Raw genomic sequence first — 26,025 nt, forward strand, 5'->3', positions numbered from 1 at the left:
CCTTCCCGTCGGTCTTGCGAAATTTGATTGAGGGTTCAGGGCATGAGGATCATCCAGGTTACCGACGTCCATCTCGGCCGGCTGCGCGAGATACGATATGGCGCGAACCTGAATGAGCGGCTCGATCATTGCATCGATCATATCAATCAGCGCCACGGCAATGCGACGCTTTGCGTCTTTACCGGCGACCTGACCGACGACGGCGAGGACGACAGCTATGCCGACCCGAAGGCGGCGCTGAGCCGGCTCACCGTGCCTTACCGGCTGCTGCCTGGAAACCATGACCGGCGCGCCAACCTCATCGCCGCCTTCCCGGAAAACGGGATCGACGGCAACGGCTTCGTGCAGTCGATTTTCGACACGCCGGAAGGGCGGCTGGTCTTTCTCGACAGCCCTGGCGGAGGGCCGCGTTACCGGCGAGCTGTGCGACGACCGGCTCGGCTGGCTGGACGCTCGGCTCGGCGAGGCAGAGGGCAAGGCGGCCTATATCTTCCTGCATCACCCGCCGGTCGAGCTCGGCCTGACAATTCTCGACCCGCTCGGCCTCGAGCAGCCGCAGCGGCTCATCGATGTGCTGAGCCGTCACGGCAATGTCCGCTACATCTTCTTCGGCCATGTCCACCGCGACATCGCCGGCACCGTCGCCGGTATTCCGTTCTCGGTTCAGCGTGGCCTGCATGCGCGCTTCATGCTCGACCTGGCCGGCGAAGAGGTGATCGAGCAGGCGCCGCCCGTCTATTCGATCATCCTGATCGACGGTGCCCGCGTCGTCATCCACAGCTGCGATTTCCTGGAGCAATGGCCGCTCTGGTCGCCGGCCACGGGTCAGCGCGTACGGTAGCAGGTCAGGCGTCAATATCGGAAGCATAAGTCGCTGACGTCGATTTGGTGCTCTGAGAAATATCGGTTGTCGACGGTCCTGGGTGATATAACTTACAATTTAGCGATTACACTTCACAATCGTGCATATCTTCGACCAAATGCGACTTGGCGCCGGCCAACGAGATTACACCATCGACTGCAGCCGCCCAGCGGACAATCTGGAATGGCGAGCGGATCGGGATCGTTCGTCCCCACAGGGGCCAATAATTTCCTTCGATCTCCTTTCGGACGGCTTCCTCACATGGTAATTCTAGCTCTCCATTATGATCAGCAAGCAGGTAACTTGTGTAAAAAAGTACACTTCAACGCCCATGTGGAAGGGTTCTCAAATGACTTCTAATTTCCTGAAAGCGGCGTGCATTCTAATTAGCTCACTCGCGTGCGCAGCAGTTTTGCATCCGAGTTCGGCTTTTGCTGAAGAGGCCTGCACAGGATCCATGGCCGCTCCCCCGAAAATTTCTGGCATGTATATCGACAATTTTGATGGTTGGCAGGCGGTGGGCAAACAAGCATGGGTGAGCTATGCCGCAGGCAATCAGATGATTTTTGATATCTGCAGCGTCGACAATACTAAGAATTTTTTGATCGCTCGGAATAGCGCTGATAATCAGTATAATCCGGGAAAATATAGTCGATTTGAATGGTATGGATCTAACGGTCAGTTATTTTACTGTCAGCAAGTATTTGATGCGGCATCCGCCGCTGATGCCGCCGATTTTTCCAAAACAACGGCTGCTGACTCATCAGATGCAAACGACAAAGGCTGTGGCAAGGCCGGCCAGTTTCCTTGGTCGCAGCTTATACTTATCGCGCGTTGACAGGGGACGTCAGTGGAACCTCGATATGATGTTTTTTTCGACGAAAAAGTTCAACTCGGTGACACACCGTCGGCGACCTTTTTCCCCGATGCACAATATGCCGGTCTTGAATTGCACCTCCCCATCCGGCCCTCTCGTAACGAAACCGACACCGGTGACGTGCAGCTAAGGCTGGAGACCTCCTTAATTGAAACTTGGGAGGATTGGCAAAAACACACGGTCAATATCAATGGCCAATTGGTGGGTTACATAGGTGACCCAAATGACAGACAGGGCGGGTCAGAGACATTCATTCTGACTATTGGCAAGCAGACCTTCGACGCCATCGCCGGAGGTTACCATACGCTTTCAATTATATGCGGCTCCGCCAAACCGGGTTTAATTGACGATTTTGAACTCAAAAAAATTGCTGTGGCTGGCGCGAACATTAAGCTTGGATGGGGCTGAATTCTTTAGAGCGCTTCACTGTTTCACGGAAGCGGCGAGACGCTCTAGCTCTTTGATCGAACTCAGCGTTGCCGGCATCCCGTTCTCGGTGCAGCGTGGCCTGCATGCCCGCTTCATGCTCGACGTGGTCGGCGACGAGGTGGTCGAGCAGGCGCCGCCCGCCTATTCGATCATCCTGATCGACGGCCAGCGTGTCGTCATCCACAGCTGCGATTTCCTGGAGCAATGGTCGCTCTGGTCGCCGGCCACGGGTGAACGAGTCCGTTAAAGGCCGCTTTAGTCTTGCAGTCAGGCAAAGACATGCGCCTTGCCAGTGACGGTGAGGCGCACGATCTCGCCGACCGCCGGCGCATCCATGCCTGTCCTGCGCAAGATGAGCGGCGTGTTGCCGATCGCTGCCGCGTCCGGCGGATCTGGGCTGTTGAGCAGCCGTACCGCCACGGTGCAGACGGCGCCCGCGAATTCGCAGTCCGTCACCTCGCCGAACAGCATGTCCGGTGTGCCCGACATGCCTTCGCGCGAGGTCAGCTTGAGCAAAATCTGCTCGGGCCGCAGCATGATGCGCGCGACATCGCGCCGTTCCTTCGTGTCGACGGCGATGCGGCCGAGCCGCGACACGGCGAAGCCGTCCGCGATCCTGGCGGGCACGATGATGGCGTCGCCGAGGAATTCGGCGACCATCCTGTCCCTGGGCTGGAAATAGAGCTCACGCGGCGTGCCGACCTGCGAGAACAGGCCGTCGCGCATCACCGCCACCTGGCTGGCGAAAGATAGCGCCTCGGCCTGGTCGTGCGTGACCAGGATGGTGGTGATGCCCGCCTCTTCCAGAAGCTCGGCAACGGCCTTGCGCATCGAGGCGCGCAGGCCCGTGTCGAGGGCCGAGAAGGGCTCGTCGAGCAACATCAGCCTCGGCTTCATCGCCATGGCGCGTGCCAGCGCCACGCGCTGCTGCTGGCCCCCGGAGAGCTCGTGCGGCCGGCGCTTCAGGATCGCCTTGTCCAGCCCGACGATATAGGCGAGCTCGACGATATGCTCGGCCCGTTTGTCGGCATTCCGCGCAATGCCGAAGCCGATATTGTCGGCGATGCTGAGATGCGGGAACAGGGCGCCATCCTGGGCCACCACGCCGATGCCGCGGCGATGCGCCGGCACGGCCACGCCGCCATTGGCGAGCACCTTGCCGTCAAGCGCGATGCGGCCGCGATCGGGCGCCTCGAAGCCGGCAATCAGCCTGAGCAAGGTGGTCTTGCCGCAGCCGGACGGCCCGACGATCGCGGTGCGGCTGCCGCTTTCGACCTGAAGGTCGACGCCGGCCAGCGCCGCCACCGGGCCGTAGTTTTTCGCAACGCCACTGAGTTCGAGAAAGCTCATCGTCCGGCCATCCGCTTCGACTGGACGTAGAGCCACCAGGTCATCGGCAACGACATCGCCACCATGATCAGCGCGTAAGGAGCGGCGGAGGCATAGTCGATCTCACCGCTGTAGGACCAGAAGGCCATCGCCAGGGTGCGGGTGCCGTTGGGCGCCAGCATCTGGGTGGCGGTAAGCTCGTTGGTGATGCCGAGCGCCACCATGGCCATGCCGGCCGCCGCGCCCGGCGCCGACAGGCGGATGGTTGTCGCCCACAGCGCCTTGACCGGCGGCCGGCCGAGGCTGGAAGCGGCGCGTTCCAGCTCCACCGGAGCCTGCGCGATCGAAGCGCGCAGGCTTATCAGCGCGCGCGGCAGGAACATCAGCGCATAGCCGAACAGGATGGTGAACAGCGTCTGGTAGAGCGGCAGCGCGACGCGCACGGTGATCGTCACCAGCGCCAGCGCAATGACCACGCCCGGCAAGGCGCCGACGATGTAGTTGCAGCCTTCGAGCAGGCGCTGCAGCCGTCCCGGCGCGCGGATCGAGATCCAGGCCATCGGCATGGCGGCAAGTGTTGCAAGCACCGCTCCGACGATGGCCAGGAACAGCGTCTGGCCGAGCGCCAGGCTGATCTCGTCCCAGCGCCAGACATCCGCGCCTCCCGCCAGCAGCCAGCGGCCGACAGTGACGAAGGGCACGCCCAGCGACAGCAGCGCCACGCCCGCCGGCAACAGCAGGCAAGGCAGGGTGGCGCGGCCGAGGCGGGCGCGCTGCTGCTTGCGCGCGGCGCCGGAGCCGACGCGGGCGTAGCGTTCCTCGCCGCGGATGATCACCTCGAGCGCGAGCAGAAAGAGGCAGCAGGCCACAAGCACCGCCGCCAGCATGTTGGCGGCGGGGCCGTTGAAGGTCGACTGGAACTGGTCGACGATCGCGGTGGTGAAGGTGTCGAAACGGATGAAGACGTAGAGGCCGTATTCGGCGAGCAGATGCAGGCCGACCAGCAGCGAGCCGCCGCAGATGGCGAGTCTCAACTGCGGCAGCACGACGCGCGCGAAGACCCGCCAGGGCCCGAGGCCAAGCGCCGCCGCCGCATCCTCCAGCGCCGGGTCGAGACGGCGCAATGCCGCGGAGATCGGCAGATAGAGGAACGGGAAATAGGCGATGACGGAGACCAGCACGCCGGCCCAGAGCCCGTGCAGACCCGGGACTAAGCTGATCCAGGCATAGGAGTGCACGAAAGCGGGGATGGCGAGCGGCGCCACCGACAGCCACGACCACAGCCGATTGCCCGGCAGGTCGCTGCGTTCGGTCAGCCAGGCCAGCGCCACCGACAGAGTGATGGCGATCGGCACGGTGACGATGACGAGGAGCACGGTGTTGATCAGCAGCTCGCCGACGCGCGGGCGAAAGACCAGCGCCACCACCGTATCCCAGCCGGTCTGGATCGCGATCCAGACGATGAAGGCGAGAGGCAGCAGCGCGATGAGCGAGATCAGAGCCGCGGCGAGCGTGATCCACGACATGGCCCGGCGCTTCTTCATTCCGGCCGCCGGCAGCGCGGAAGGCGTGAGGTGGATCGCGGACCCCATCAGTCGGAATAGGCCGCCCGGAAGCGACGTGATGAACCGCGGCCGCGGCCGCAAACGCAGATGATCGTCATCGACGAGGCCATCTCCAAAACAAAAGCGCTCCCACGGAAGCGAGTTCCCGCGGGAGCACGGTCGTTTGCCCTTTTAGGACGAACGCGAACTAAAGCAAGCCGGCTTGCGTCATCAGGTCGATGACCTTCTTGGAATTCAGCGTCGCCGGATCGATTTTCGGCGCCTGCAGGTCGGCCAGCGGCACCAGCTTAGGGTTGGACTGGGCATCCTTGCCGACCGCATATTCATACGACGTGCCCGTCTTCAGCACGTCCTGGCCGCCCTTGCCGGTCACCCACTTCAGGAACGCCTGGGCTTCCTTCTGATGCTTGCTGGTAGCCAGCACGCCGCCGCCCGACACCGAAACGAAGGCGCCCGGGTCCTGGTTCTTGAAATAGTGCAGGCCGACATTCTTGCTGTTCTCGCCGGTCTTGGCCTGATCGCCGAACCAGTAATAGTGGTAGATCACGCCGCCATCGATCTCGCCGGCATTAACGGCCTTCATGACAGTGCTGTTGCCCTTGTAGGCGGTGAAATTCTCCTTCATGGCCTTCAGCCAGTCGGTGGTCGCGGCCTCGCCCTTGAGTTGGAGCAGGGCGCTGACGATGGCCTGGAAGTCGGCCCCTGAGGGCGAGGCGGCCCAGCGGCCTTTCCAGCTCGCATCGGCGAGATCGAGCAGCGACTTGGGGAGCTGGTCTTCCTTCAGCTTGTCCTTGTTGTAGGCAAAGACGGTGCTGCGGGCGGCGACGCCGACCCATTTGCGGCTAGACGGCTGGTATTCCTGGGGAACCTGGGCGAGGGTGCCGGCGTCGACCGGGGCAAACAGGCCGGCCGCCTCGACCAGCGCCATGGCCGGCGAATTCTCGGTGAGGAACACGTCGGCCGGAGAGGCCGCCCCCTCGGCGACGATCTGGTTGGAGAAGTCGCTGTCGCCGCCGTTGCGCAGCGTGACCTTGATGCCGGTCTCCTTGGTGAAGCCTTTTGCCCATTCCTTGGCGAGGCTCTCATGCTGGGCATTGTAGACGACGATGCCTTGATCCTCCGCCATGGCCGGGCCGGCGATCAGGCCAAGCGCCAGCGCGGCGCCGGCGAGCGTGGAAAGGGCAGTCTTCATGGGGCATCGTCCTCAAATCTGGAGACAGGGGGTCAATCGGATCGCACCTATCAATACCTGATTGAGAAAGTCAACATTGCGGCGGCGCTTCAATTGGTCGCTCGCGGCTTCCGGTGGAGGCGCCCCGTGTCGGTTTCGGTGAGACATCCGGACACAGTCATGGATCCGATCGAGCCGACATCGGCGCGCTTTTCAAGCCGAACAGGAGAACCGATGGTCTTCTGACGCAGGCCTCAAGGTCCAGTCGCCAGCCCTTGGCGGCCGTGAACAGGGCTTCAAGTAGGGCAGCCAATTCCAGCCTCGCGACATGTTGCCCCAAGCAAATATGCAGGCCCGTGCCGAATGTGAGAGTGGACGGCACTCGCGACCTCAAATCCAAGCTGTCGCCGGCAAGGAAGACTGCTTCATCCCGGTTGGCGCTGGCCAATACGGGTACGACAGCTTGCCCGGCCTCGATGAATTGGCCAGCAAATTGCAGTCCCTCGGCGGCTATGCGTGCTCCTGCGTAGTGCACGGGAGCGCAGTACCGCAGCAGTTCCTCGGCAGCGGCTTGCCAAGACACGGTCTGGCTCTCCAACAGCTCCAGCTGCTCCCGGAATGCGGACAGTGCGAGGAGGGCATTTCCAAACGTGTCCACTACTGTTGCCTGACCGGCGAAAAGAAGGAACACCACATTGGCCACGACATCATCCCTCTCCCATTTGCCCAACTCTGCCTCTGAAAGCATGCGAGCAACCAGGCCGCCGGAGCTGATCCTGCCGGTCTGAAGGATGTGATTTACCCATTCCGACAACTCGCGGCAGGCCTCATTCGCATCCTCGCTGACCTGGGCCGTTCTGATGTCCAGCGCATCGGCCATGCGTTGCGCGAGGTCAGCCACGCGTGAGGGGTCCTCGATGTCGATCCCAAGTATATTGGCGAGCACGCCTACCGAAAACGGTATGGCGAGCTCCCGGATTGCGTCGAACCTTCGGCCGGTTGCGGCGGCGCGAGCCAGCGCCAATGCATCTCGCCGAAGATCCGCGATCATGCCATGGCTGGCAGAACCGGTCATCTGGCCCGACAACGGCCGGCGCAGTTGCAGGTGACGGGGTGGATCCGACAGCAGCATCGATCGGGTTAGAAGACCGAGCGCATCACTCGACGTGATCTTCTGCCGTACCTGCTGGTATGCGCCTGGTGGGGCCTGCAGGAGCAGAGGATGTTTCAGCGCTTCGGAAACGAGTTTGTGACTGAACACATACAAAGCCCCGTTCAGCTCGGGGTATGGCGGCCTCCCCCAAGCGCTGCCGCCCGCCTTGCGTCGGCTGGCGAACGCCGGAAATGGATCGTTGCCGATTGCCAACGGATCGAACAGGTCTCGATGCTCAGTCATTTACAGAGATCAACTGCAAAAATGACGCGATACCCGCCGGAGCTAAGGTCTTCGGGAAGAAAGGCCGGCGCAAGATGAAGAAACTCGCATTTCAAAAGCCGGTGATAGAAGTTGAGCAAAGGATCCTGGGTCAAATCGCCGACAGACGGTATGATTCCGGTGCGGTGCCATTCGTCAATCGTTCTTCGGAAGCCGGCATTTATCGCTACCTTGTCCGGAGAATCTTGTTGAGCTCCGCCATAAGAAGGACAGCGACCGTCGCCGACTATCCAGCGCGTCCCTGCCTCGCGGCCATAATCAACAAGACGTGCCAATAGCCGTCGCGAGAGGGGTGTTCCCCGAAACTCCGGGCGTACGCCCAGATTGTAGACATAGAGAGATTTTGGAGGAGCGGAGCGCGCGAGGGAAGAATAAGCGGTAAAGGTTGCCGGGAAGGTCGCCTTGTCGCGCGGGTCCTGAATGGTCTCCACGAAGCAGACGGCCCCGGCGATGACCGTGTCTCGAACGGCTGCGATCATGGTGTGACCAAGCGACAGACGCCGGCGGATCGTCGTCTCGTCTGCGCCCAAAGAGCCCCATGAGGCCACTTCCATCGCCGCCATACGCGGAATGTCGCTCTCTTCAATCCTATGAAACGTGATTTTTGTCATTTTCGAAAAGTAGGTTGCCTGAGCGCAATCTTATAAGAGGAAGACCTTGATTTTGTCACCCATCCAGGCAGTTTGAGGGGGGTGGGTGAAATCATGATTTTTTATATTTGTCAGCGATCGCATTCGTATACGCAGGCCTGTCTGCTTCTTTATTACCGGACAGACCTTCAGCGCATTTTTCGTCTGGTCAGGTATGACGAAATCGATCTGCTCCTGAGGGTGGAGCGGGGAACCATCATCTGGTCGGACATGGACCGGCTAAATTCGACCGAAGTCGCCAAAGCGGGCCGAATTCGGGACCAGATTGAGCGGGATTGCCCTGAGGTCGCTCAACTCAACCATCCTCGCGACAGCTTCCGGCGATACGATCTCCTGCGCATGCTGTTCGATGAGGGGATCAATGATTTCCGCGTGTTCAGACCCCATTCGTTACCGGACTCGTTGCGGTATCCGGTGTTTTTGCGCGACGAGGTCGGCGCTGCTTACAAGGCCCCGCGCCTCCTGCGATCTCTGACGGAGGTGGAACCAGCCCTTGTCGAGCTGCAGACCCTGAATTGGGCTAGCCCCATGCTCGTCGAGTTTGGGTCCAAGCCCGAGGCAGATGGATACTACCGAAAATATTCAGCCTATCGGGTCGGCGACAACAGCTACGCCCAGCACTGTTTCGCGAGCACCGACTGGTTCATAAAGGACCCAGGACGTGGTCTGTCGGGCCGACATTTGGATGAGCATCGTCTGTTCGTCCGTACGCACCCGCATGCGGTCGAACTTCAGAAGGTCTTTGAGATGGCCCGAATTTCTTACGGCCGCATCGACTACGCCTTCGTGGAAGGCCGCATCCAAGTGTTCGAGATCAACACCAACCCGACGATACTGAGCTACCCGCCCACGCCCTTCGATACCTATGATTCCTCGCCTTACGCCAACATGCATGCTGACGCCCTGCTCGCGCTCCCGGCTGCCCGCGACGCGGCTTCTGTCCCTCAGATCGACAAGAGCCATTTGGAGATGTTGGCGGAGCTGGGACAGAGGTACCGAAAGAGGCGCCGAAAGTTGACCGCGCGCAAAGGGTTAAAGTTCCTGAAAAACTTCCTGTCGATCGGGAAGGCATAACCCGACCTTGCGGTAGGCATGCTCCGCAAACTTTCGTGATTTTGCGGCAGTTTGGCTTGGACATTATTTCGCCGGCCACGTAACAAACCAGGGCCGAGATGCGAACTTCGGGGGTAAACTCTTGTGACCGGCAAGGACGAGGCAGAGCTCTCCGGGCTGTTCAGGGCCGCGATCGCGGGAGATGAAAGGGCTTATGCCGACTTTCTGCACCGCATCGCCGCCCTCGTTCGCGGCTTTGTCCGGCGCAAGATCGTTCAGGGCGGAGTCGACGCCGAGGATGTCGTGCAGGAAACCTTGCTGGCCATTCATGTGAAACGCCACACCTGGCGGCCGGACGCGCCGGTGCTGCCCTGGGTCTACGCGATCGCCCGCTTCAAGCTTATCGACGCGTTCCGCCGGCGAGGGCGCCGCATCGAGGTCGAGATCGACGAGATCGCCGAGACCTTCGCCGAGCCGGAGACGGAGACGGTCAGCGAGCGCGACATAAACCGGGCGCTCGAGGGACTGCCGCCGACGCAGCGTTCGGTGGTCTCGTCAATCTCGGTCGATGGCCATTCGATCGGCGAGACCGCCGCCAAGCTCGGCGTCAGCGAGACGGCGGTGCGCGTGTCGCTGCATCGCGGCCTCGCCGCGATTGCCAAAAGATTCGGACGACAGTGACATGAGGACAGAGGATCTGATCAAAGCGCTCGACGCGGATGCCGGCAAGAAGGCCATGCCGATGGGCAAGGCCTGGTGGCTGGCGGCCGGCGTTGCCGTGGCGATCGCGGCAGCCGTGTTCTTTACGACTATCGGGCCGCGTCCCGACATCATGCCGGCCATGCACACGATGCGCTTCATGTCGAAATTCGTGTTCACGCTGGTGCTTGCGGCCAGCGCCTTCGCGCTGATCCGCTTGCTGTCGATGCCGGGTGCCTCGACAAGGCGGGCGATGGCCTGGATGGTTGCCGCGCCGCTTCTGGTCGTGCTGGCGGTGGTTCTGGAGCTTTTCGCCATACCCCAGGCCGAGTGGGGCAAGCGGCTCGTCGGCTCGAACATGATGATCTGCATGACTTTCATCCCGCTGATCGGCGTTGGTCCGCTAGCGGTCTTTCTCGGCATGCTGCGCTACGGCGCGCCGACGCGGCCGGTGCTCGCAGGCGCCGCCGCCGGGCTGCTCGCGGGCGGGCTCGCGGCAACCTTCTACGCCGCGCATTGCTTCGACGATTCGCCGCTTTTCGTCGCCACCTGGTATACGATCGCCATCGCCTTCCTGACGCTGCTCGGGGCCATCGGCGGGCGGCTTTTCGTGCGCTGGTAGTCCGCCGGGGCGGTTTCGAAACAGTCCTTTAATCATGCCGGAAATTGTTTGCCGGTTAGCGGAGCGACCGCTTTCATCTGCGCAACGATTCCTTAAAACCGATCCGCCAGGGTTGTGGCAACGTGCAGTTGCGGATTGGGGTGGATCGCATCGTGGCGTGGTTGAACTGGAAAGGGCTTCATGCCGACAGGCATGCTGCGCAGGGTTTGCTGGCAATCGGCATCGTTGCCACCGCCGCGTCGGTCCTGTCGCCACGCTTTGAATTTGGTGCGGACGCGCTAAAGCTCTGCCTGCAGATTTCAATCGCCATCACCGCCGCGACGCTGTTCTTGTCGGCGCTGTTCATCAACCGTATCGTAGATGACCGCCGGCAGATCGCCGAGAGCGAGCAGCGCTTCCGTCGCGCCATGGAGGATTCGGCGATCGGGGTCGCCATCGTCGGCCTCGACGGGCGCATCCAGCAGGCCAACCCGGCCTTTGCCGCGATGCTGGGCTACAGCCGCGCGGAGATCGAGGCACTGACCTTCCCGCAGATCACGCATCCGGACGACCTGTCGGTCGGCCGCGAGACGATGCTGAACGTGAAGGAAGGCAGGATCAGCTCCTACCATTTCGAAAAGCGCTACCTCAGGAAGGACGGGACCCCGGTCTGGGCACAGCTCGCCGGGTCGGTCATCCTCGACGAGGACACCGGCAAACCGCTTTATCTGGTGTCGCAGATCGAGGACATCGACGCGCGCAAGCAGGCGGAGGCGCGCATCGCCGAGGCCGAGACCCGGTGGAATTTCGCGCTCACCAGCACCGGACAGGGCGTCTGGAGCCTCGATATGCGCAAGGGCGGCACGACCTATTCCGAAACCTGGGTGAAGATGCTGGGCTATGCCGATGGCGAGCTCGACGGCGACCCTGATCGCTGGCTGACCATGATCCATCCCGACGATCGCGGCCGTGTCGCCGAGGCGGATCGCGCGCACCTTGCCGGCGAGACGCCCTTTTTCGAAGCCGAGTTCCGGATGCGGCACAAGAACGGCCACTGGGTCTGGATCCTCGACCGCGGCAAGACGATCGAGCGCGACGCCGAGGGCCGGGTGATCCGTGCCATCGGCAGCCTGACCGATATCACGCAGCGCAAGGAGGCCGAAGCGCGGCTGATGGTTTCGGCCGCGATGCTGGCCGACGAGAAGGAGCGCCTAAGGGTGACGCTGCAGTCGATCGGCGACGCGGTGATCTGCACCGATGCCGCCAACCGCATCACCTTCATGAACCCGGTCGCGGAAAAGCTCACCGGCGTTGACGTCGGCGAAGCCCTTGGAAAGGTGCTCGGCCACGTCTATTGGGCGGTCGACGAGGAAAGCGGGCAGAGAATCGGCTTGACTCGCCCTTCGGCGAGCGAACGGCCCCGTTGCGACCAGAACACACGCGCGGTCCTGGTGCGGCGCGACGATACGCGCTGCAGCATCCGCCAGGTGGTGTCGCCGATCATGAACGACCGCGAGCAGTTCTGCGGCCTGGTCATCGTCTTCCAGGACTTCACCGACGCGCGCGCCCTGCAGCGCCAGCTGGCCTATGCCGCCGCCCACGACGCGCTAACCGGGCTCGCAAACCGTTCGAGCTTCATGCGCACCATGGAGGAACTGGTCGACCAATGCCGGCTCAATGGCGGCGAGCACCAGTTCATGTTCGTCGACCTCGACCACTTCAAGGCGGTCAACGACACCGGCGGCCACGCCGCGGGCGATGCGCTGCTCAGGCGCGTGGCCGACACTTTGCGCGATGTGCTGGGCCCGGGAGACATCGTCGCGCGGCTCGGCGGCGACGAGTTCGCCGTCATCCTTCAATCGGGCGGCGCGACGCGCGGGCCGATCGCGGCGCGCTCTATCATCGATGCCATCCGCAACCTCAATTTCAGCTGGGACGGTCGCCCGCATTCGATCGGCGCCAGCATCGGGCTTGCGCCGATCCGCGCCGGCTGCGGCGAGGTGGACGAGATCATCGCGCGTGCCGACGCCGCCTGCTACGCCGCCAAGGCGGCCGGCCGCGGTTGCGTTTCCGCCGCGCCGGACGAAGCTTCGAGAGATGTGCCGCCTATGCCGCTCGCCGCAGCGTCCTGAGCCGCGTCGAAAGGGTTCAGCCGCGGACAATCAGCGTGTCGGCACCGGATGGTCGCCGCGATAGTCGTAGAAACCGCGACCGGTCTTGCGGCCGAGCCAGCCGGCCTCGACATATTTCACCAGCAGCGGGCAGGGGCGGTATTTCGAGTCCGACAGGCCCTCATGCAGCACCTGCATGATCGAAAGACAGGTGTCGAGGCCGATGAAGTCGGCGAGCTGCAATGGTCCCATCGGATGGTTGGCGCCGAGCCGCATGGCGGTGTCGATGGCGTCGACCGTGCCGACGCCCTCATAGAGCGTGTAGATCGCCTCGTTGATCATCGGCAAAAGGATGCGGTTGACGATGAAGGCGGGGAAATCCTCCGAGACGGTGACGGTCTTGTCGAGGTGCTTCACGTAATTCTTGGCCGCCTCGAAGGTCTGGTCCTCAGTGGCGATGCCGCGCACCAGCTCGACCAGCTTCATCACCGGCACCGGGTTCATGAAATGTATGCCGATGAAGCGCTCGGGACGATCGGTCTGGGCGGCGAGCCGGGTGATCGAGATGGACGAGGTGTTGGTGGCCAGAATCGCTTCCGGATTGAGCTGCGGGCAGAGCTGCGCGTAGATCTTGCGCTTGACCGTCTCGTCCTCGGTCGCCGCTTCGATCACGAGGTCGGCGGCGGCGAGGTCGGCCATGGCCGGGGCGGCGCAGATGCGCGCCATCGCTTCGTTGCGCGCCTTTTCCTCGAGCTTGCCGGAACCGACCTGGCGGGCCATGTTGCCGCTGATGGTGGCGATGCCCTTCTCGATCCGGTCGGCCGATATGTCGTGGATCAGGACCTTGTAGCCACCCAGCGCCGAGACATGGGCAATACCGCCACCCATCTGACCCGCGCCGACAATGCCGATCGTCTCGATCTTGCTCATGACCCCGATCCCGTCCGGAACGCCTGCACTTCCTTGAAGTACAAAGACGCTCCTGCTTGTTTGTTTCCCGCAATCCGGATGCGAACGCCGGATTGGCTTCGGGCCTTGATGGCCCGCTTTTTGTGCAGTGCAAACTAAAAGGGCGGGGCGACTTCGTCTACCCCACCCTTTGGATTTTAATATGCCGGAACGGACGGCGTCAAAGTGCCTTTTGCAGCTCCGGCAGGATGACGAAGAGATCGCCGACCAGGCCGTAGTCGGCAACCTGGAAGATCGGCGCCTCCTCGTCCTTGTTGATGGCGACGATGACCTTCGAGTCCTTCATGCCGGCGAGGTGCTGGATGGCGCCGGAAATGCCGACGGCGATGTAGAGGTCGGGCGCGACCACCTTGCCGGTTTGGCCGACCTGCCAGTCGTTCGGCGCGTAGCCGGCGTCGACAGCGGCGCGCGAGGCGCCCACGGCCGCGCCGAGCTTGTCGGCAACCGGCAGGATGACTTCCTGGAACTTCTCCGAGGAGCCGAGTGCGCGGCCGCCCGAGATGATGATCTTGGCCGAAGTCAGCTCCGGACGGTCGTTCTCGGACAGCTTGTTCTCGATGAAAGACGACAGGCCGGGGTTGGCAGCGGCGCCGACTGTCTCGACCGGGGCCGAGCCGCCTTCGGGTGCTGCCGCGAAAGAGGCTGTGCGCACCGTGATGACCTTCTTGGCGTCGGTCGACTGCACGGTCTGGATGGCGTTGCCGGCATATATCGGGCGCTTGAACGTGTCGGGCGAGACCACCTCGATGATCTCCGACACCTGGGCGACGTCGAGGAGGGCTGCGACGCGCGGCGCGATGTTCTTGCCGGCAGAGGTCGCCGGCGCAATGATCGTGTCGTAACCGCCCGCGAGCGACACCACGAGAGCCGCCGTCGGCTCGGCGAGGCGTTCCGAAAGCTCGTCTGCTTCGGCGAGCAGCACCTTGCGCACGCCCTTCAGCTTGGCGGCGGCGTCGGCAGCGCCCTTGGCACCCTTGCCGGCCACCAGCACGTCGACATCCGCGCCGATCTGGAGAGCCGCCGACAGCGCCTTGGCGGTCTGGTCGGAAAGGCTCGCATTGTCGTGTTCGGCGATGAGGAGAATTGCCATTTTCTTTGTCCTTTCCCGATCGCTTTACAGAACGCCGGCTTCGTTCTTGAGCTTCTCGACCAACTCGGCCACCGACTTCACCTTGACGCCCGCCTTGCGGCCGCCGGGCTCCTCGGTCTTGATCACCTTGAGGCGCGGCTTGACGTCGGCGCCGAAGTCGGCCGGGCTCTTCTCGTCGAGCGGCTTCTTCTTGGCCTTCATGATGTTGGGCAGCGAGGCGTAGCGCGGCTGGTTGAGGCGAAGGTCGGCGGTGACGATCGCCGGCATCTTCAGCTCGACCGTCTGCAAGCCGCCGTCGACTTCGCGCGTCACCTTGGCGTTGTCGCCGGCAAGCTCGACCTTGGAGGCGAAGGTGCCCTGCGACCAGCCGAGGAGCGCGGCCAGCATCTGGCCGGTCTGGTTGGAATCGTCGTCGATCGCCTGCTTGCCGAGGATGACGAGGCCGGGCTTCTCCGCCTCGACCACGCCCTTCAGCACCTTGGCGACGCCCAGCGGCTCGGTCTGCTCGTCGGTCTTGACCAGGATGGCCCGGTCGGCGCCCATGGCGAGCGCGGTGCGCAGCGTCTCCTGCGCCTGCTGCGGGCCGACCGAGACGACGATGATTTCTTCCGCCTTGCCGGCTTCCTTGATGCGGATCGCTTCCTCGACCGCGATCTCGTCGAACGGGTTCATCGCCATCTTGACGTTGGCAAGCTCGACGCCCAGCCCGTCGGCTTTCACCCGGACCTTGACGTTGGCGTCCACAACCCGCTTCACGGGCACAAGGATCTTCATTTTCCTGTCACCTCTCCTGAGATAGTCGGGGCGCTATAGCAGCGTACGCCCTGTCAGAGTTGTCGAAAGCCGACATTCCGGGCGGAATATCCGCCCAACGGTGCCGTTTCCGTAGTGGCGGCAAATCCGCGCGTCAATATCCCACGACGCACCCAAATCGGTTCAGTCGCGAGGCGTCGCTGCTCCACGGCCCCATTGCTGCGCCGGGGCGCGGTCGCTCGGGGTGGGCTCAACGGGGACAGGCGGCTGCTGGATGTTCGGCGTCGGGTCCGGCTCGCCGTCGGCGCCGGCCAGCAGCGGCACGCCGCGGCTGCGCAGCACCAGCACCAGCACGAATCCGGCGATGATGCCGCCGATGTGGCAGGCCCAGGAAATCTGGTCCTCGCCGCCGGCGGCAAACATCACGATCTGGAACAGGATCCAGAGGATCAGCGGGATGAAGGCCGGAATGCGCAAGGGGATGCGGGCAAAGGCCAGAACCCAGACTTTCACGCGAGGGTAGAGAATCAAATAGGCGGTGACGACGCCGGCAATGGCGCCGGAGGCACCGATCAGCGGCACCTCAGAATCCCAGGCCACCAGCCCCTGGAAGAAAGCGCCGGCGACGGCGCAGGCGAGGTAGAAGATCAGGTAGCGTATGTGGCCGAGCGCATCCTCGACATTGTCGCCGAATACCCACAGGAACAGCATGTTGCCGCCGAGATGGAAAATGTCGGCGTGCAGGAAGGAATAGGTGAGGTAGCTGAGGCTTTCGGGGATGACGACGAATTCTGGCGACAGCTCGACCTTGTCGTGCACCACCGAAGGGATGAAGCCGAGACCGAGAACCGCGGCATTGGTGAAGTTCTCACCGCCAAGCGTGGTCGCCAGATAGACCAGCGCATTCGCCACGATCAGGCCGATCGTCACATATTGCAGGCGGATGTGGCGCAGCCTGTTGGTGTCATAAAGCGGGATGAACATCGGACCCTCCCGCCCCCGAATTCAGCGGTTCATTCAGCGGTTCTTGCCGGGAACCCATAGCACGTCGGCCTTTCCATTGTCATTGACGGCACGCGCGGCGACGAACAGGAAATCCGAGACGCGGTTGATGTATTTGAGCGCCTCGCGGTTGACATGCTCGGTCGGATCCTGCGCCAGCGCCACCATCAGGCGCTCGGCCCGGCGCGCCACGGTGCGGGCCAGATGGAGCGCGGCGGCTGCCGGCGTGCCGCCGTTCAGCACGAAGGATTTCAGCGGCTGCAGTTCCTTGTTGAGGAGGTCGATGTCCTGTTCGACGCGGCCGGTCTGGGCGGCGACGACACGCAGCGGCTCGTAGTCCAGCGGCTTGCCGTCGTCGGGTACGGCGAGGTCGGCTCCGAGATCGAAAAGGTCGTTCTGGATGCGCGACAGCATGGCGTCGATCAAGGGATGTTCGCCGGCGGTATGGATGCGGGCCATGCCGATGCAGGCATTGGCCTCGTCGATGGTGCCATAGGCATCGACGCGCAAGTCGGATTTCAGCCGCCGCTCGCCGGTGCCTAGCCCGGTGGTGCCGTCATCGCCGGTGCGGGTGTAGATCTTATTGAGCTTGACCATAACGTCCCCCAAAAGACCCTATTTGCGCGTGAAATAGACCACCAGCAACAGCAGCGCCAAGGCTACGGCCTGCAGCATCACACGGGCTTGCATCAGCTTGTTCGAGGTGACGCCGGAGCCGCCGCGCATCATGTTGATCAGGCCGCGGACCAGCACGATCAGCACGGCCGCCATCGCGATGACGGCGAGAATCTTCAAGACGATGACCATCTGGCTGGCTCCGGTTCAGTTTCGGTCAGGCGCGCCCGGCGAGCATGCGGTACAGCATTGACGCCGGCAGGATGCGTTTGAGTACCGCGCCGATCCTGGCCGGCACCGTTACCACATAGTGGGGGCGCGGGCGCTGTGACAGAAGCGCGTGGCGGAGCGCCTTGTGCACGATCTCCGGCCCGGGCTTGAACTTCGACACGCTGCCGCCGGCCTGAAGCCGGGCGAGCTGGGCTTGATAGTCGGCGCGGTGGACGGAATTCTCGACGTCGATGTTCTTCAAAAACCAGGGCAGGCCATTGCTGGCGATCTTCGAGGTTACCGGTCCCGGTTCGATGAGCGAAAGGTGGATGCCGCTGCCTTCGAGTTCCTGGCGCATGCACAGCATCAGACCTTCGATGGCGTGCTTGGAGGCCGAATAGGCGCCGCGGAAGCGGACAGGCGCCAGTCCGAGGATCGAGGAGCAATGGACGAGACGGCCGTGCCCCTGGCGGCGCATGACCGGCATGACGCGCCGGGTAAGATCGTGCCAGCCGAAGAAATTGGCCTCGAACTGCTCGCGAAGCGCTGCGACCGGCAGGTCCTCGACGGCTCCGGGCTGGGCGTAGGCGCCATTGTTGAACAGCGCGTCAAGCGTGCCGCCGGTGCGCTCCAGCACCCTCTCGACCAGCGCGGCGATGGATTCGGGCTCGCGATAATCGAGATAGAAGGCCTCCAGGCCGTCGGCCTCGAGCGCGGCGATATCGTCCGGCTTGCGCGCCGTCGCGAAGACCCGCCAGCCCTCAGCCTTCAAGGCCCGCGCGCAATAGGCGCCGATGCCGGAGGACGCCCCGGTGACGATGACGGTGCGCAACTCTTTCGCGACGGTGGACGTTGTCTGACCTGGGGTTGCCATTTGCCGCAATCACTTCCCATATTCGCGGCGTCGACACAATCGAGCGGAGCGCGGGTCCTTGCTCAGGAATATCGTCGCCGTCAAGCGCGTGCTCTACGATGCGATCGGCCATTTCACCAATGACGACGGCTGGGCGATGGCCAGCCATCTCGCCATCACCTCGCTGATGGCGCTGTTTCCGTTCCTGATCTTCGCCACGACACTGGCCAGCTTCCTCGGCGCGCAGGCGTTCTCGGATACGGCGGTGCATCTCGTTTTCGACACCTGGCCGGAGCAGATCGCCAAGCCGATCGCGCGCGAGGTGCAGAACGTTCTCACCGTCAGGCGAACCGACCTTTTGACCTACGGCGTCGTGCTTGCCGCCTATTTCGCGTCGAACGGCATCGAGGCGTTGCGCACCTCGCTCAACCGGGCCTATCGTGTCACCGAAACGCGCGGCATCATCCACCGCAGGGTGCAGAGCATCATTTTCGTGCTAATCGCCACGGCCTGCTTCCTGGCCGTCAGCGTGCTTCTGGTGTTCGCCCCCCTGCTGGCTAGGCTGGCGGAGGCGCATCTCGAATGGATCAAGCCTTATATGGGCACCATCACGCTGTGGCGTTACGTCGTCGCCTCCACCGTCATCGTCATCGGGCTGTTCTCGGTGCATATCTGGCTGCCGGCGGGCAAGCGCCGCTTTGTCTCGATCATACCGGGCATCGTCTTCACGCTGATCGCCTGGCTCGCCGGCTCGACGATCTTCGCCAGCTATCTCGATCATTTCTCGTCCTACGTGACGACCTATGCGGGGCTCGCCTCGATCATGATCGCGGTGGTTTTCCTCTACATCATCTCGGCGATCTTCATCCTCGGCGGCGAGCTCAACGCCGCGATCAGCCGGTATCTGGAGGCGCGGGCGCGAGTTGGCTGAGCTGGCGCGGGGAGAAGGGGAACTGAGGAACTGAAGAACTTGGGAATTGAAGAAATGAAGAATTGAAGAAATGAAGAAAAACACAGCGCCAGTTGTTGTCGCGTTTCTTCAGTTCTTCAGTTCTCCTCTTCCTTCCCTCCCCGCCGTCGCCAGGCCTACGCCAAGGGTCGCGATCGCCATGCCGGCGATCTGCAGCAGGTTGAGCTGCTCGTCGAAAAGCATCCAGGCGATGACCGCGGTTACGGCCGGCACCAGGTAGAACAACGAGGCGACCTTCGACATCTCGCCGTCCCTGATCATCACCATCAACAGGAAGATGGCGCCGACCGACAGCACCAGGACCAGCCAGGCCATGGCAAAGATCAACTCGCCATTGACGGTGATGGCGCGCGTCTCGAAGGCAAGCGAGCCCAGGATCGTCACGATGGAGCCGCCGACATACTGCCACATCGTCGCCGACACCAGATCGCCGCCGGAGGCGTAGCGCTTCTGCCAGATGGTGCCGGCGCTCATGCCGAACACCGAGACGAGCGATGCAGTCAATGTCGCCGCGGTCACGCCGCCGCCGACCGCTCCGAGCTTCGGCCACAGCACGATGACGACGCCCACAAGCCCGACAGCGAGCCCGGCCCAATGGCGGGGCAGGATCGCCTCGCCGAGGAACCTGCCTGCCAGAACGGCCGTGATCAATGGCTGCAGGCCGACGATCAATGCCGAAAACCCGGCCGGCATGCCCCGGTGGATCGCCCAGAAGACGGCGCCGAGATAGACGCCATGCATGAGGACGCCGGCCCCCGTCGCGTGCAACGCCTCGTCGCGCGTGGCCTTGGCCGAGCCAAGCAGCACGGCGAGGCCGGCAAATAGGATCGCCGCTATCACGAAGCGGATGGCAAGGAAGGTGAAGGGCTCGGCCCAGGGCATGGCGTAGCGCGCGCCGATGAAGCCCGTCGCCCACAAAACGACGAAGGAGGCGGGAATGAACCGCTTGATGCTCTGCATGGATGGGAGGCTGCCGGGGTGAACGATTGATGACGGCAATTGCTCTAATGCCGTTCAATCCGGCAAGCAAAACGAAACGGTTGATCCATAAGCTAAGTCGAATTCAACAAACCGTGCCAAGAGGGGCATGGCGCGTCGCCGCGCCATGGGTGGGCATGTTTTTGCATCTCGACACGACCTGGCTGTTGTTCGCCTTCTTGATCATCGCCGGCTTCGGCTTCTTCTTCGGCACGGCGCTCGACGCGATCATGAAGGAGAGCGGATTCGGCCCGACCGGCAACACGCTGCTGTTCATCATGGGTTTTTTTGCCGCGATGGTGATCGCCCACAAGCATGGCATCAGCCTGAGCGATCTCAGGCTGGCGGTTGCCTGTGGGCTCGGCGGCGCCTTTGCCTTCATCAGCGTGCTGGCGCTGATCAAGGCCGGGATGGCGCGACTTTAATCAAACTCGACAAGCCGCCTGACGTCCTGCGGCGACATGCCTGCCTCGCGAAGCGCGGCAAGACCGGTGTCCTTGAAGCTTTTGGACAGTTTACGGCCGTCAGGGCCGAGAATCAGGCGGTGGTGGAAATAGCGCGGCTGCGGCAGGCCGAGCAGTTCCTGCAGCAGGCGCTGCACGCCGGTCGCCGCATAGAGATCCTGGCCGCGCACGACATGACTGATGTTCTGCAGCGCGTCGTCAACGACGACGGCGAGATGGTAGCTGGTCGGGGTGTCGCGGCGGGCGACGATGACGTCGCCCCAGGCCTGCGGTTGCGCTTCGACGGTTCGGGTCGCCGACATCGTCTCATCGGCGAATTCGATCCATGACAGGTCGGCCCTGACGCGCATTCTCGCCGCCTCGACGTCGAGCCGCCAGGCGAAGGGCATGTTCTCGGCGATCCGCCGCTTGCGCTCGCTGGCCGGCAAAGCCTTGTCGAGCGGTGGGTAGAGCGGCACGCCGTCGGGATCGCGCGGCCAGTCGCGGCCGCCGGCCTCGGCGATGAAGGCGCGGATCTCGCCCCGGCTCATGAAAGCCGGATAGACCAGTTCCTCGGCGATCAGCCGGTCGAGCACCGCCCGGTATTCGGCAAAATGCTCGGACTGGCGGCGCACCGGTTCTTCCCAGCGCAATCCCAGCAAGTCGAGGTCGCGGAAGATGCCGGCCTCGAATTGCGGCGTGCAGCGGGTGATGTCGATGTCCTCGATGCGCAGCAGCAGCCGCCCGCCTACTTGCGCTGCCATCTGTTGGTTCAGCAGGGCGGAATAGGCATGGCCGAGATGCAGTTCACCATTCGGGCTCGGCGCGAAGCGGAATGTCAGGAGCGTCATCTTCGAGACGGCATTCGGGTTGAAAGGTGCTTTCGCGGGTTGATAGTTAGCCATCCATTGCAATTCACAGGCGCCCTGGGAACAAGAACGTGCAACGCATCGCCTCGCTCGACGACATTGCGGCAGGGCTCGACGCCCTCTGCCGGATCGATCCGCGGCTGGAGCCGGTGCGCGGTAAGGCGGGCGAGGTGCCGCTTCGGCTGTCGGAGCCGGGGTTCCAAAGCCTGGCCTCGATCATCGTTTCGCAGCAGGTTTCCCGCGCGAGCGCCGACGCCATCTTCGGGCGGCTGGTCAAGCTGGTCGATCCGCTCACGCCGCAGGCGATCCTGGCCGCGGGCGAAGACGTGTTTCGCGAGGCCGGGTTGTCGCGGCCGAAGCAGCGCGGGCTGCTCGCCGTCGCCGAAGCGGTGTCCGGCGGGCTCGACCTCGATCACCTGTGCACGCTGGACGCCGGCGAGGCGATCGCGGCGATGACGGCCGTGCCCGGCATCGGCCCTTGGACGGCCGAATGCTACCTTTTGTTTGCCGCCGGCCATCCGGATGTGTTCCCAGCGCGCGACGTCGCGCTGCAGACGGCGGTCGGCCATGCGCTCGGCATAGACCCGCGTCCGCCGGAGAAAATGCTTATCCGGCTGGCCGAATCATGGAGCCCCTGGCGGGGTGTCGCGTCGCGGCTTTTTTGGGCCTATTATCGTGAACTGAAGGGCAGGGACGCGGCACCTCCCGTCGAAATGGCCAAAAAAGCATGAAAATCATGCATTTTTGAGAGTTTCGGCGAGAGACAATCCGCTTCACATCCCTGTCATGTCGGGCTTACAGTATCCGCGCCGTTCGGTTTGGAATGTAGGAGGCGAAGGACGTGACGGTTGCCGTATCTCCGGATGGGCTTCCCGCGCTGGTGCTGAATGCGGACTACCGTCCGCTCAGCTATTACCCCCTGTCGCTCTGGTCGTGGCAGGACGCCATCAAGGCTGTGTTCCTCGACCGGGTCAACATCGTCGCCGAATACGAGCACGCGGTCTCCTCTCCGACCTTCTCGATGAAGCTGCCGAGCGTGGTCAGCCTCAAGGCCTATGTGAAGCCGTCGCGGCATCCCGCCTTCACCCGCTTCAACGTGTTCCTTCGCGACCGTTTCCAGTGCCAGTATTGCGGCACGCCGGAGGATCTGACGTTCGACCACGTCATCCCGCGCCATCGCGGCGGGGCGACGACCTGGGAGAATGTCGTCGCCGCCTGCTCGCCCTGCAATCTTCGCAAGGGCGGCATGATGCCGGCGCAGGCCAAGATGTGGCCGCTGCAGAAGCCCTACCAGCCGACGGTGCACGACCTGCACAACAACGGCCGCCTGTTCCCGCCCAACCATCTGCACGAAAGCTGGATGGATTATCTGTACTGGGATGTCGAACTGGAACCGTAAAGTTCGGCACAAATCCGCCATGCTGGCCGACTGCCGCGGTTTTCTGCGCTTCCGGTGCTCACGTACTTAAGTACGCTCCGCTCCGGTTCTCGACGCTCACTTCATACGACTCATCCTGCCGAATTCTGTGAACGATCTCGCGTCGGCGCTTTGGTGCCGGCTCAGTCGCGCGCGAGGGCGCTGCGGAAGGCGACAGCGGCAAGCACGAGGCTGGCAATGGCGTTCCAGCCGGCGAGCGACAGGCCGAGGATGCGGAGCGCCGCCTTGTCGCAGGACGGCGGCACGAACTTGTCGAGCGCGTCGAGCACGCCCTTGCCGCCGGTGTCGACCGGACCGGCGCCGGCCGTGCAGTCGGTCGGGCCGGCCCACCAATGCCATTCGACGCCGGAATGGTAGACGCCGAGGTAGAGGCCGTAGAGCATCAGCAAGCCGCCGATCGCCAGCAGCCCGCGCGTCACCCAGGCCGGCGCATGAAGCATCGAGGCGATCACCGCCAGCAGCATCAGCGGCGCGCCGATATAATAGGGCGTGCGCTGTTCCAGGCAGAGATGGCAGGGGATGTAGCCGCCGATATATTGGAAGGCAAGCGCCGAGCCGACGGTCGCCGCCATGGCGACGGCAAGAAACAGCGAAGCGCGCGTGCGCTGGCGTCCGGTGTCGGCATTCATGGTCGCTGTCATCGATCGGGTCCGTTTCGTTGCGTCGCTATCCGTGGGCGTATCTGACGAGGATATAGAGCAAAATCAGGGCAGCCGCGCCCGCGCCGACAATCAATCCCAAGCGCTTTTCGATGAACTCCCTGATCTCTTCGCCATAGCGGCGCAGCAGCCAGGCCAGCAGCAGGAAACGGGCGCCGCGCGCCACGATGGCGGAGACGATGAAGACAAGAATGTTGACGTGAAGCGCGCCCGCCAGAATGGTGACCACCTTGATCGGCGGCAGGTGCGCCGCGCCGGATGTGACGAGCAGCACCAGCATCAACTCGGCGCCCGACGACTGCCACCTGTCGAACGTGTCCAGGCCGCCGAAATGCTCCAGGATCGGCCGCGCTATCGTGTCGTAGGCATAGTAGCCGATCAGCCAGCCGGCAATGCCGCCCAGCACAGAGGCAACAGTGGCGGTCAGCGCGTAGCGGTAGCTGCGCTCGGGCCGCGCCAGCGCCATGGGCAGGAACAGCACGTCGGCCGGGATGAAGAACACCGAGCTTTCGACGAAGGCGATGAAGGCCAGCCACCATTCGGCGGATTTGCGCGCCGCCAGCGAGAGCGTCCAGTCGTATAGTCCGCGAAGCATCGGCTCTCCTAATGCAGTCGACGCAATTCCGGACGGAAAACCGCGGCGCACTTTTCCTGGAATTGCTCTGATCAATGTCGCCCGAGACGCTTTGCGGTTTTGGGCAACGACAGGCAGGAAGACAAGGACCCAAAGCGCCGCATCCAGCTTGCGGATGCGAGGCGCTCAACGCTTCGCCTGTCTAGAAAGATTTTCCGCGCCGCACAATGTCCTGCGTTGCCACGAGGCCGGAGGGTGGGGCAATGCCGGCGGTCGAGTGGGCAAATCCGCAACAGCCCAGTTGACGAACACCCATCCGCCCGTATAGTCCGCGCCCATCCAGGCCGCCCGGCCTGAGCCCCTATGGCGGAATTGGTAGACGCGCTCGACTCAAAATCGAGTTCCGCAAGGAGTGCTGGTTCGATCCCGGCTAGGGGCACCACCGCCGTCGTTCACGCCGGATTGCTCCGCCGCGATTCCCAAGACGGTAGTAGGCCGGAGCTACTGCGAATTCGGTATCCGTTGCCTCTGGGTCGGCCCTGCAAAGCGGGATAGAATGGTTAACGATGGCGTCTCCGAACCGCGGAAATGCGTCGAAGCAATGTAATTCTGAGCCCTTCTTGTCCGACGGTTGGGACGCAACCATGGCAAAGAGAAAATCGCGTGCCAAGCCCGACGGCGATCTCGTAAAGCTGCTGGCGACTAGGCCGCGAGCGATTGCCCTAGCGGCGCTGCATGTGAGCGAATCAGTGCTGCTTGAACTTGAAGCATCCGAACTCCTATCAGCCGCGGAGATCAGAGGCTTGCTCAAGGACGCGTCGACGACGTTGCGCAATGCCGCCGGTGAGGTGGACAACCGCAGTTGTCTCGCTGCCAGCAAAATAGTCGATTCGATGCGAGAAAATTTCAAGAGGAACAAAAGCTGATCGGTCTGCACATCAAAACGAATTCAGATCTGATGCTGGTATTCGGCGGGGCGCGCGCCGTTCAAAGAAAAAGAAGTGTTGTACTGATCGCGTCAAATTTGATGTACCTTCAATTCAAGGAGGAAGGTAGCCGGGGGAGGAAGATATTGGGCGGGGCAATAGATGACGTACTCTTCACATCCTTTTTTGCGCGCAAACGAGAATGGTCCGGTACGCGCCGGACTTGACGACGGTGATACGGCACTGATCGAGACGCTTGGGTTCACGCCCAAGCGCTATGCGGCGGGGACGGTCATCGTCAGGCAAGGCGAGCACAAAGATCGGATGTTCGTGATCGAGTCAGGCTGGGGCTGCATTGCTCATGAACTCGAGGGCGGGCAACGACAGATCCTGGATTTCACCCTGAAGGGCGATATCGTCCTGCCTCAGGTCAATGGCGGCGGCGCGCTTGAGACGTTCACGGCCCTGACCGACCTTTCGGCGCTGGTTGCGTCGACCAAGACATTTGCCCTTGCTGCCATGAAATCGCCTCCGCTCTTTTCCGTCGTCCTTGAGGCGCTCGTGCAAAACGGAGCGGTGATCGCTCAGCATCTCACCGATGTTGGACGACGGAGCGCGCTGGGACGGTCGGCGCATCTGTTCCTCGAGCTAACCGCGCGTCTGGAACGGGTGGGCGCGGTCACCCGCAACAGTTTCGAATGTCCTCTCACCCAGTACGATCTCGCGGACGCGCTCGGCCTCACGCCGATCCATGTCAATCGCATGCTGCGGGAATTGCGCGAGCGCAAGTTTCTGGAATTCCGGCATGGCCATGTTCGCATTCTCGACCGCGCGGGGCTGATAAAATTTGCCGGGTTCGCGGGCGAATATGTCGAAAGTTGAAGCGCCTGAAGG

General features: G+C 62.9%; 30 protein-coding genes, 1 tRNA gene and 1 pseudogene. 16 read left to right on the plus strand and 16 right to left on the minus strand.

The window, feature by feature from the left end:
- Positions 1-42: 42 nt before the first annotated feature.
- From EN852_RS42445 to EN852_RS22095, 5 genes and pseudogenes are all read left to right on the plus strand, one after another.
- A pseudogene (locus EN852_RS42445) lies at positions 43-270 on the plus strand (metallophosphoesterase); the annotation flags it as partial.
- A 10-nt stretch (positions 271-280) separates the two neighbouring features.
- Complete coding sequence (locus tag EN852_RS22080) at positions 281-841, plus strand: hypothetical protein (RefSeq protein ID WP_246694351.1); 561 nt, start codon at positions 281-283, stop codon at positions 839-841.
- Between the two features lie 370 nt (positions 842-1,211).
- A complete protein-coding gene (locus EN852_RS22085; protein WP_127877016.1) occupies positions 1,212-1,700 on the plus strand; it encodes a hypothetical protein in 489 nt (162 codons plus the stop codon).
- 12 nt (positions 1,701-1,712) lie between these two features.
- On the plus strand, positions 1,713-2,147 hold the full coding sequence (locus tag EN852_RS22090; protein WP_127877018.1) for a hypothetical protein: 435 nt from the start codon (positions 1,713-1,715) through the stop codon (positions 2,145-2,147).
- A 52-nt stretch (positions 2,148-2,199) separates the two neighbouring features.
- The gene (locus EN852_RS22095; protein ID WP_189546099.1) at positions 2,200-2,415 is read left to right on the plus strand and encodes a hypothetical protein; all 216 of its coding nucleotides are present in this window, start codon (positions 2,200-2,202) and stop codon (positions 2,413-2,415) included.
- A 20-nt stretch (positions 2,416-2,435) separates the two neighbouring features.
- Here the strand turns inward: EN852_RS22095 and EN852_RS22100 are convergent, their stop codons facing one another.
- The 5 genes from EN852_RS22100 to EN852_RS22120 form a co-directional block, all read right to left on the minus strand.
- A complete protein-coding gene (locus EN852_RS22100; RefSeq protein ID WP_127877020.1) occupies positions 2,436-3,518 on the minus strand; it encodes an ABC transporter ATP-binding protein in 1,083 nt (360 codons plus the stop codon).
- Positions 3,515-5,089 (minus strand): iron ABC transporter permease, encoded by a 1,575-nt coding sequence (locus tag EN852_RS22105; protein ID WP_127877022.1) that lies wholly within the window; start codon positions 5,087-5,089, stop codon positions 3,515-3,517. The genes EN852_RS22100 and EN852_RS22105 overlap by 4 nt, the downstream gene beginning before the upstream one ends.
- A gap of 160 nt (positions 5,090-5,249) precedes the next feature.
- Positions 5,250-6,254, minus strand: a complete 1,005-nt coding sequence (locus EN852_RS22110) for an iron ABC transporter substrate-binding protein (protein WP_127877024.1) — start codon at positions 6,252-6,254, stop codon at positions 5,250-5,252.
- A gap of 157 nt (positions 6,255-6,411) precedes the next feature.
- A complete protein-coding gene (locus EN852_RS22115; RefSeq protein ID WP_127877026.1) occupies positions 6,412-7,629 on the minus strand; it encodes a cytochrome P450 in 1,218 nt (405 codons plus the stop codon).
- Complete coding sequence (locus EN852_RS22120) at positions 7,626-8,279, minus strand: GNAT family N-acetyltransferase (protein ID WP_127877028.1); 654 nt, start codon at positions 8,277-8,279, stop codon at positions 7,626-7,628. Before EN852_RS22120 ends, EN852_RS22115 begins: the two co-directional genes overlap by 4 nt.
- Positions 8,280-8,372: 93 nt before the next feature.
- On the opposite strand from EN852_RS22120, the gene EN852_RS22125 reads away from it, so the two are divergent.
- The 4 genes from EN852_RS22125 (at position 8,373) to EN852_RS22140 (ending at position 12,803) form a co-directional block, all read left to right on the plus strand.
- Entirely contained in the window at positions 8,373-9,392 is a 1,020-nt protein-coding gene (locus EN852_RS22125; RefSeq protein WP_127877030.1) for a hypothetical protein, read from the plus strand.
- A gap of 123 nt (positions 9,393-9,515) precedes the next feature.
- Complete coding sequence (locus EN852_RS22130) at positions 9,516-10,052, plus strand: sigma-70 family RNA polymerase sigma factor (protein WP_127877032.1); 537 nt, start codon at positions 9,516-9,518, stop codon at positions 10,050-10,052.
- Position 10,053: 1 nt separating this feature from the next.
- Positions 10,054-10,692 carry an NrsF family protein gene (locus EN852_RS22135; RefSeq protein WP_127877034.1) on the plus strand — a complete coding sequence of 213 codons (639 nt, stop codon included), beginning with the start codon at positions 10,054-10,056 and terminating at the stop codon, positions 10,690-10,692.
- Between the two features lie 152 nt (positions 10,693-10,844).
- On the plus strand, positions 10,845-12,803 hold the full coding sequence (locus tag EN852_RS22140; protein ID WP_246694347.1) for a PAS domain S-box protein: 1,959 nt from the start codon (positions 10,845-10,847) through the stop codon (positions 12,801-12,803).
- A gap of 30 nt (positions 12,804-12,833) precedes the next feature.
- On the opposite strand, the gene EN852_RS22145 is transcribed toward EN852_RS22140, so the two are convergent.
- The 7 genes from EN852_RS22145 to EN852_RS22175 all read right to left on the minus strand — a co-directional run bounded on the left by EN852_RS22145 (position 12,834) and on the right by EN852_RS22175 (position 18,295).
- On the minus strand, positions 12,834-13,712 hold the full coding sequence (locus tag EN852_RS22145; RefSeq protein ID WP_127877038.1) for a 3-hydroxybutyryl-CoA dehydrogenase: 879 nt from the start codon (positions 13,710-13,712) through the stop codon (positions 12,834-12,836).
- A gap of 199 nt (positions 13,713-13,911) precedes the next feature.
- Positions 13,912-14,841, minus strand: coding sequence for an electron transfer flavoprotein subunit alpha/FixB family protein (locus EN852_RS22150; RefSeq protein ID WP_127877040.1), 930 nt, complete (start codon positions 14,839-14,841; stop codon positions 13,912-13,914).
- 24 nt (positions 14,842-14,865) lie between these two features.
- Positions 14,866-15,615 carry an electron transfer flavoprotein subunit beta/FixA family protein gene (locus EN852_RS22155; RefSeq protein WP_127877042.1) on the minus strand — a complete coding sequence of 250 codons (750 nt, stop codon included), beginning with the start codon at positions 15,613-15,615 and terminating at the stop codon, positions 14,866-14,868.
- 162 nt (positions 15,616-15,777) lie between these two features.
- Positions 15,778-16,578, minus strand: coding sequence for a rhomboid family intramembrane serine protease (locus tag EN852_RS22160; protein WP_246694348.1), 801 nt, complete (start codon positions 16,576-16,578; stop codon positions 15,778-15,780).
- Positions 16,579-16,611: 33 nt separating this feature from the next.
- Positions 16,612-17,193: a cob(I)yrinic acid a,c-diamide adenosyltransferase gene (locus tag EN852_RS22165; protein WP_127865795.1), complete on the minus strand. Its 582-nt coding sequence runs from the start codon at positions 17,191-17,193 to the stop codon at positions 16,612-16,614.
- Between the two features lie 18 nt (positions 17,194-17,211).
- Complete coding sequence (locus tag EN852_RS22170) at positions 17,212-17,403, minus strand: twin transmembrane helix small protein (protein WP_042641360.1); 192 nt, start codon at positions 17,401-17,403, stop codon at positions 17,212-17,214.
- A gap of 25 nt (positions 17,404-17,428) precedes the next feature.
- Complete coding sequence (locus EN852_RS22175; protein WP_127877044.1) at positions 17,429-18,295, minus strand: SDR family oxidoreductase; 867 nt, start codon at positions 18,293-18,295, stop codon at positions 17,429-17,431.
- A gap of 58 nt (positions 18,296-18,353) precedes the next feature.
- Between EN852_RS22175 and EN852_RS22180 the strand changes: the two genes are divergently transcribed.
- Positions 18,354-19,205, plus strand: coding sequence for a YihY/virulence factor BrkB family protein (locus EN852_RS22180; RefSeq protein ID WP_095816917.1), 852 nt, complete (start codon positions 18,354-18,356; stop codon positions 19,203-19,205).
- A 108-nt stretch (positions 19,206-19,313) separates the two neighbouring features.
- On the opposite strand, the gene EN852_RS22185 is transcribed toward EN852_RS22180, so the two are convergent.
- A complete protein-coding gene (locus tag EN852_RS22185) occupies positions 19,314-20,204 on the minus strand; it encodes a DMT family transporter (RefSeq protein WP_127877046.1) in 891 nt (296 codons plus the stop codon).
- Between the two features lie 155 nt (positions 20,205-20,359).
- Between EN852_RS22185 and EN852_RS22190 the strand changes: the two genes are divergently transcribed.
- Entirely contained in the window at positions 20,360-20,647 is a 288-nt protein-coding gene (locus tag EN852_RS22190; RefSeq protein ID WP_127877048.1) for a hypothetical protein, read from the plus strand.
- Here the strand turns inward: EN852_RS22190 and gluQRS are convergent.
- Positions 20,644-21,516: a tRNA glutamyl-Q(34) synthetase GluQRS gene (gluQRS, locus tag EN852_RS22195; protein ID WP_127877103.1), complete on the minus strand. Its 873-nt coding sequence runs from the start codon at positions 21,514-21,516 to the stop codon at positions 20,644-20,646. The two genes, EN852_RS22190 and gluQRS, sit on opposite strands and share 4 nt — an antisense overlap.
- An 89-nt stretch (positions 21,517-21,605) precedes the next feature.
- Between gluQRS and EN852_RS22200 the strand changes: the two genes are divergently transcribed.
- Together EN852_RS22200 and EN852_RS22205 are read left to right on the plus strand one after the other, a co-directional pair.
- On the plus strand, positions 21,606-22,265 hold the full coding sequence (locus tag EN852_RS22200; RefSeq protein WP_127877050.1) for a DNA-3-methyladenine glycosylase: 660 nt from the start codon (positions 21,606-21,608) through the stop codon (positions 22,263-22,265).
- 110 nt (positions 22,266-22,375) lie between these two features.
- Positions 22,376-22,933 carry an HNH endonuclease gene (locus EN852_RS22205; protein WP_027167440.1) on the plus strand — a complete coding sequence of 186 codons (558 nt, stop codon included), beginning with the start codon at positions 22,376-22,378 and terminating at the stop codon, positions 22,931-22,933.
- A 161-nt stretch (positions 22,934-23,094) separates the two neighbouring features.
- Here the strand turns inward: EN852_RS22205 and EN852_RS22210 are convergent, their stop codons facing one another.
- Together EN852_RS22210 and EN852_RS22215 are read right to left on the minus strand one after the other, a co-directional pair.
- A complete protein-coding gene (locus EN852_RS22210; RefSeq protein WP_127877052.1) occupies positions 23,095-23,613 on the minus strand; it encodes a disulfide bond formation protein B in 519 nt (172 codons plus the stop codon).
- Between the two features lie 25 nt (positions 23,614-23,638).
- Positions 23,639-24,226: a YqaA family protein gene (locus EN852_RS22215; RefSeq protein ID WP_127877054.1), complete on the minus strand. Its 588-nt coding sequence runs from the start codon at positions 24,224-24,226 to the stop codon at positions 23,639-23,641.
- Positions 24,227-24,562: 336 nt separating this feature from the next.
- Between EN852_RS22215 and EN852_RS22220 the strand changes: the two genes are divergently transcribed.
- From EN852_RS22220 to EN852_RS22230, 3 genes are all read left to right on the plus strand, one after another.
- Positions 24,563-24,647 (plus strand) — tRNA-Leu (locus tag EN852_RS22220).
- Between the two features lie 202 nt (positions 24,648-24,849).
- Positions 24,850-25,131 carry a hypothetical protein gene (locus EN852_RS22225; RefSeq protein WP_127865802.1) on the plus strand — a complete coding sequence of 94 codons (282 nt, stop codon included), beginning with the start codon at positions 24,850-24,852 and terminating at the stop codon, positions 25,129-25,131.
- A gap of 186 nt (positions 25,132-25,317) precedes the next feature.
- Positions 25,318-26,013 carry a Crp/Fnr family transcriptional regulator gene (locus EN852_RS22230; RefSeq protein WP_246693127.1) on the plus strand — a complete coding sequence of 232 codons (696 nt, stop codon included), beginning with the start codon at positions 25,318-25,320 and terminating at the stop codon, positions 26,011-26,013.
- Positions 26,014-26,025: the final 12 nt, after the last annotated feature.

The organism is Mesorhizobium sp. M2E.F.Ca.ET.209.01.1.1 (genome assembly GCF_004010375.2).
Classification (GTDB): domain Bacteria; phylum Pseudomonadota; class Alphaproteobacteria; order Rhizobiales; family Rhizobiaceae; genus Mesorhizobium.